The following is a 4,438-nucleotide window of genomic DNA, read 5'->3' as shown; positions in this document are numbered from 1 at the left end:
CCCAACCTGAAACATGGCAACCGAAGGGCCTCGGTTGCCTACGTCAAACATGACACCCGAGGGGCCTCGGTTTCTAACCCAAAACATGGCAACCTAGGGCCTCGGTTGCCTACATGAATGCTTCGCAACCGAGAGACTCGGAAGATGGCTCACCCGTAGGCGACTGAGGCTCTCAGTCGCACTAATCTTGTAAGCAACTGAGGCTCTCAGTTGCACTAGTCTCGTAAGCAACTGCGGCTCTCAGTTGCATTCAAACTGGACGGCAACCGAGGGCCTCGGTTGCCTACAAACTCGCAATACTCCATTGCATTCAAATGGCTTGCAACGGCAACCAGTCACCGTCTCATCACCCGCCGAAGTCGTCGTAGGCGATGTTTTCGGGTTCGACACCCAGGTCATCGAGCATACGGAACACAGCGGCGTTCATCATTGGTGGGCCACAGATGTAGTACTCGATGTCTTCCGGCGCGGGGTGCGTGCTGAGGTAGTTGTCCAGCAAGACTTGGTGAATGAAACCGACGTAGCCGTCCCAGTTGTCTTCCGGTTGTGGTTCAGACAACGCGATGTTGAACTGGAAGTTCGGGAAGTCCTTTTCGATTTCACGAAAGTGTTCGATGTAGAACAACTCACGCAGGCTTCGACCGCCGTACCAGTAGCTGACCTTGCGGTCCGTCTTTTGGCGTTTGAACAATTCGAAGATGTGACTTCGCAGCGGAGCCATCCCGGCACCACCACCGATGTAGACCATTTCCGCGTCGCTGTCCTTGATGAAGAACTCACCGTAAGGACCACTGATCGTGGCCTTGTCGCCGGGTTTGAGCGAGAAGATGTAACTGCTCATCTTCCCAGGCGGTGTTCCCTCGGGAGCACGTGGTGGTGGCGAAGCGACCCGGACGTTGAGCATGATGATGCCCTTCTCGCCAGGGTAGTTGGCCATCGAGTACGCACGCACGACGGGTTCTTCCACCTTCGAAACGTACCGCCAAATGTTGTACTGGTCCCAATCGGGATGATACTCTTCGTCGATGTCGAAGTCTTTGTAGTGGACTTCGTGCGGCGGGCATTCGATTTGGATGTAACCCCCGGCACGGAAGTCGACTTCGGCACCTTCAGGAAGCTGCAGCACGAATTCCTTGATGAACGTCGCAACGTTGTCGTTGCTTTTGACGGTGCATTCCCATTTCTGGGTGTCAAACGCTTCCGGTGGAACCTCCACCACCATGTCGGTTTTCACTGCGACCTGGCAGGACAATCGTTCGCCCTCAGCGGCTTCTTTCTTGTTGATGTGGCCAGCTTCAGTCGCCAGCAAATCGCCGCCACCCTCGGTGAATTTGACTTTGCACTGAGCACAGGTCCCACCGCCGCCGCAGGCACTGCTGACGAAGATGCCCGCATCCGCGAGAGCACCGAGCAGCTTTCCGCCGGCCGGGACGGAAATTTCTTTTTGGCCATTGATCATGATTTTGACCGGGCCGGACGCAACCAATTGGCTCTTGGCGGCCAAAATCAGCAGCACCAATGCGATCACCACAACGGTGAACATGACGACGCCGAGAATGACGACCGTGCTGGCGGAGGCCGCCATCATCAAAGGAAGGGAAAGCATTTTAAATCAAAAGTTGAGGGGTGCACGCGAGGCGATTCAGCCTGACAGTCAAAACTCACGTCAGCCGCTGTGGCTGACAAACTCACTGCTGCCAACCTTCTGGCTGACGCACGCAAGGGAACGATCCGATTTCGTTAAAGCTGGATGCCGCTGAAGGACATGAACGCCAACGACATCAAACCAACCGTGATGAACGTGATTCCCAAACCGCGAAGCGGCGGGGGAACGTCGCTGTACTTCAATTTTTCGCGAATTCCGGCCAAAGCCATGATCGCCAACGCCCAACCGACGCCACATCCAAAGCCGAAGACGACTGATTCGCCAAACGGATATTCACGTTGCTCCATGAACAGCGACGCACCCAAGATGGCACAGTTCACTGTGATCAGGGGCAGGAAGATCCCCAACGCGTTGTAAAGGCTGGGCATGAACCGATCGAGGAACATCTCCAAGATCTGAACCATGGCGGCAATCACGCCGATGTAACTGATGAACCCGAGGAAGGTCAGGTCGACCTCCGCGAAGTTGTACGTGTCCGTGCTGATCAGGAAATCGTTGACCCAGGTCAACGCACCTTTCTTCAGCAGCAGGCTGTAGATCAGTTGGTTGGCCGGCACGGTGATCGTTTCAATCGCGATGACCGCGACGCCCAAACCGATCGCCGTTTTGACGTTCTTACTGACGGCCAAGAACGTGCACATTCCCAAAAAGAATGCGAGTGCCAAGTTCTCGACGAAAACCGCCTTCAAAAAGATACTGAGGTATTGCTCGACCATGACTTAGGCCTCTTCAATTTGTTCGGGTTTGTTCAAACGAATGACCCAAATCAAGAACCCGATGATGAAGAACGCACTGGGCGGCAACAGCATCAAGTTGTTCGGGTTGTACCAACCGCCGTTGCGGTCGAGTTGAAAGAGCTCAAAGCCCAACAGCGAACCGCTGCCGAACAATTCGCGGAAGAACGCGACAACGAGCAGGACCAATCCGTACCCGAGGCCGTTGCCGATTCCGTCGAGGAAACTGATCCAAACGCCATTCTTCATGGCAAAGCCTTCCGCACGTCCCATGACGATGCAGTTGGTGATGATCAGACCGACGAAGACCGAAAGCTGTTTGCTGATTTCGTACATGTACGCCTTCAGCACTTGGTCAACGACAATCACCAGCGACGCGATCACGGTCATCTGCACGATGATCCGGATGCTGCCGGGAATGTAATGGCGGATGGACGAAACCGCTGCGTTCGAACATCCCGTCACCGCGATCACCGCGAGCGACATGACGATCGACACTTGGATGCTGGTCGTCACGGCCAGAGCACTACAAATGCCCAGGATCTGCAACGCAATCGGGTTGTTATCGATGACGGGTCCAAACAGGACCTTGCCGACTTTGGGGGCAGCCATGGTTTACTCTCCCACCGGTTCTTTGGGACCGACGTTGTCGATGTCGTATTGTTCGACACCGCTTTCGACGGAGGATTCGGGTTGATCGGCTTCCGCGGATGCGTCACCGGAAATTCGTTGCTTCAGTTGATTCAGGAACGGTCCGTATCCGTTGGGACCGGCCCAGTAACGCACGAGGTTGGTCACACCGCGACAAGTGATCGTGGCACCGGACAAACCGTCGACCGCGAAATCGTCGCCGTCGGGTGCAGGCCCCTTCGCAACGCGAGCGGCGGGGTTGCCCTCCGAGTCATACAGTTTGTTGCCGACCCACTGGGCTTTCCATTTCGTGTTGTCCACTTCGCCACCCAGACCGGGTGTTTCCGCGTGCTCATAAAAAGTCAAACCAGCGATCGTTTCCAGATCGTTCTTCAACGCCATGTAGCCATACAGCGTTGACCAGAGGCCTTTGCCGTAGACGGGCAACACGACCATCTCGATCTTTTCGCTGCCTGGTTTTTTCACGTAGTAAACGCGAGCGACTTTTTCACGACGAGGAACGCCAATGTCAAATTGCGGGTCAGTGATCTCGATGCTCTCGTCGTCCTTCTTGGCTGCTTCGCGAGGATCGTACTTTTCAGCGTCTTCGCCGACCAAATCGGTGTCGACTTCCCCGGTCTCCAGGTCAATCAATTCAGGACTGACCCAGGCCCACAGCGTTTCGATTTGTTCTTTGTCCAGCTCAGCGGCTGGCTTTCCGAATTCGCCCATCGACAAACCGGCCGCATCCAAAATGTTGCGTTGGCGGTCGAGGACTTTGTTTTCTTCTTGCCGTGGTCGCAAAGCCACTGCGGCGGCGCTGACGGCGAACGAGCAGACCACGCACAGAATCGTCGCGGTCACGATCGTTTTCAAAGTGGAATCAGGCTGTGACATAGCGTGCGGCCCTCCGGCGGATGTTGAGTTGGACGACGCCCCAATCGATCAACGGTGCGAACACGTTGCCGAACAAGATCGCCAGCATGATGCCTTCTGGGAAAGCAGGGTTGATGACGCGAATCAGCACAGTCATGAATCCAATCAGGATCCCATAAACCCATTTACCCAATTCGGTCATCGAGGCACTGACCGGGTCAGTCGCCATGAACACCAACCCAAAGGCGACTCCGCCGATGACCAGGTGCCAGTAAAACGGTACTGCGAACATGGGGTTGGTTTCGCTGCCAACGACGTTCAGCAGTAACGCCGTCCCGGTCACACCGGCGATGACGCCAGCCATGATTTTCCACGATCCGATGCCGGTGGCGATCAGGATCAATGCACCGACCAAGCACAGCAAAGCACTGGTTTCACCGACGCAGCCTTGGATGGTTCCGATGAAGGCGTTCATCCAGGTGATCGGTTCTTCCGCTCCCCAAACGTATTGAACGGCACTGAGTGACCCAAC

General features: G+C 55.5%; 5 protein-coding genes. All 5 read right to left on the bottom strand.

All coding sequences use genetic code 11. From position 1 onward, the window contains the following. Nucleotides 1-346: 346 nt before the first annotated feature. The gene (gene nqrF / locus ACF8AM_RS14790; RefSeq protein WP_392556374.1) at nucleotides 347-1,606 is read right to left on the bottom strand and encodes an NADH:ubiquinone reductase (Na(+)-transporting) subunit F; all 1,260 of its coding nucleotides are present in this window, start codon (nucleotides 1,604-1,606) and stop codon (nucleotides 347-349) included. Nucleotides 1,607-1,740: 134 nt separating this feature from the next. Beyond that, nucleotides 1,741-2,382 carry an NADH:ubiquinone reductase (Na(+)-transporting) subunit E gene (gene nqrE, locus ACF8AM_RS14785; protein ID WP_392556373.1) on the bottom strand — a complete coding sequence of 214 codons (642 nt, stop codon included), beginning with the start codon at nucleotides 2,380-2,382 and terminating at the stop codon, nucleotides 1,741-1,743. A 3-nt stretch (nucleotides 2,383-2,385) separates the two neighbouring features. After that, nucleotides 2,386-3,012: an NADH:ubiquinone reductase (Na(+)-transporting) subunit D gene (locus ACF8AM_RS14780; RefSeq protein WP_392556372.1), complete on the bottom strand. Its 627-nt coding sequence runs from the start codon at nucleotides 3,010-3,012 to the stop codon at nucleotides 2,386-2,388. A gap of 3 nt (nucleotides 3,013-3,015) precedes the next feature. Further along, entirely contained in the window at nucleotides 3,016-3,927 is a 912-nt protein-coding gene (locus tag ACF8AM_RS14775; RefSeq protein ID WP_392556371.1) for a Na(+)-translocating NADH-quinone reductase subunit C, read from the bottom strand. Beyond that, nucleotides 3,914-4,438: RnfABCDGE type electron transport complex subunit D (locus ACF8AM_RS14770; RefSeq protein ID WP_392556370.1), on the bottom strand; the 525-nt coding region annotated here is incomplete at its 5' end. The genes ACF8AM_RS14775 and ACF8AM_RS14770, both read right to left, overlap by 14 nt.

Origin of the sequence: Rhodopirellula sp. JB055 (genome assembly GCF_043100905.1) — a bacterium.
GTDB lineage: Bacteria > Planctomycetota > Planctomycetia > Pirellulales > Pirellulaceae > Rhodopirellula.
The sequence above is the reverse complement of the archived record's forward strand: the minus strand, read 5'-3'. Positions and strand labels throughout refer to the sequence as shown.

What these genes read in the sequence shown, in the direction of transcription:
- nqrF (WP_392556374.1), bottom strand. Translation starts at nt 1,606, where the DNA reads ATGCTTTCCCTTCCTTTGATGATGGCGGCCTCCGCCAGCACGGTCGTC.
- nqrE (WP_392556373.1), bottom strand. Translation starts at nt 2,382, where the DNA reads ATGGTCGAGCAATACCTCAGTATCTTTTTGAAGGCGGTTTTCGTCGAG.
- ACF8AM_RS14780 (WP_392556372.1), bottom strand. Translation starts at nt 3,012, where the DNA reads ATGGCTGCCCCCAAAGTCGGCAAGGTCCTGTTTGGACCCGTCATCGAT.
- ACF8AM_RS14775 (WP_392556371.1), bottom strand. Translation starts at nt 3,927, where the DNA reads ATGTCACAGCCTGATTCCACTTTGAAAACGATCGTGACCGCGACGATT.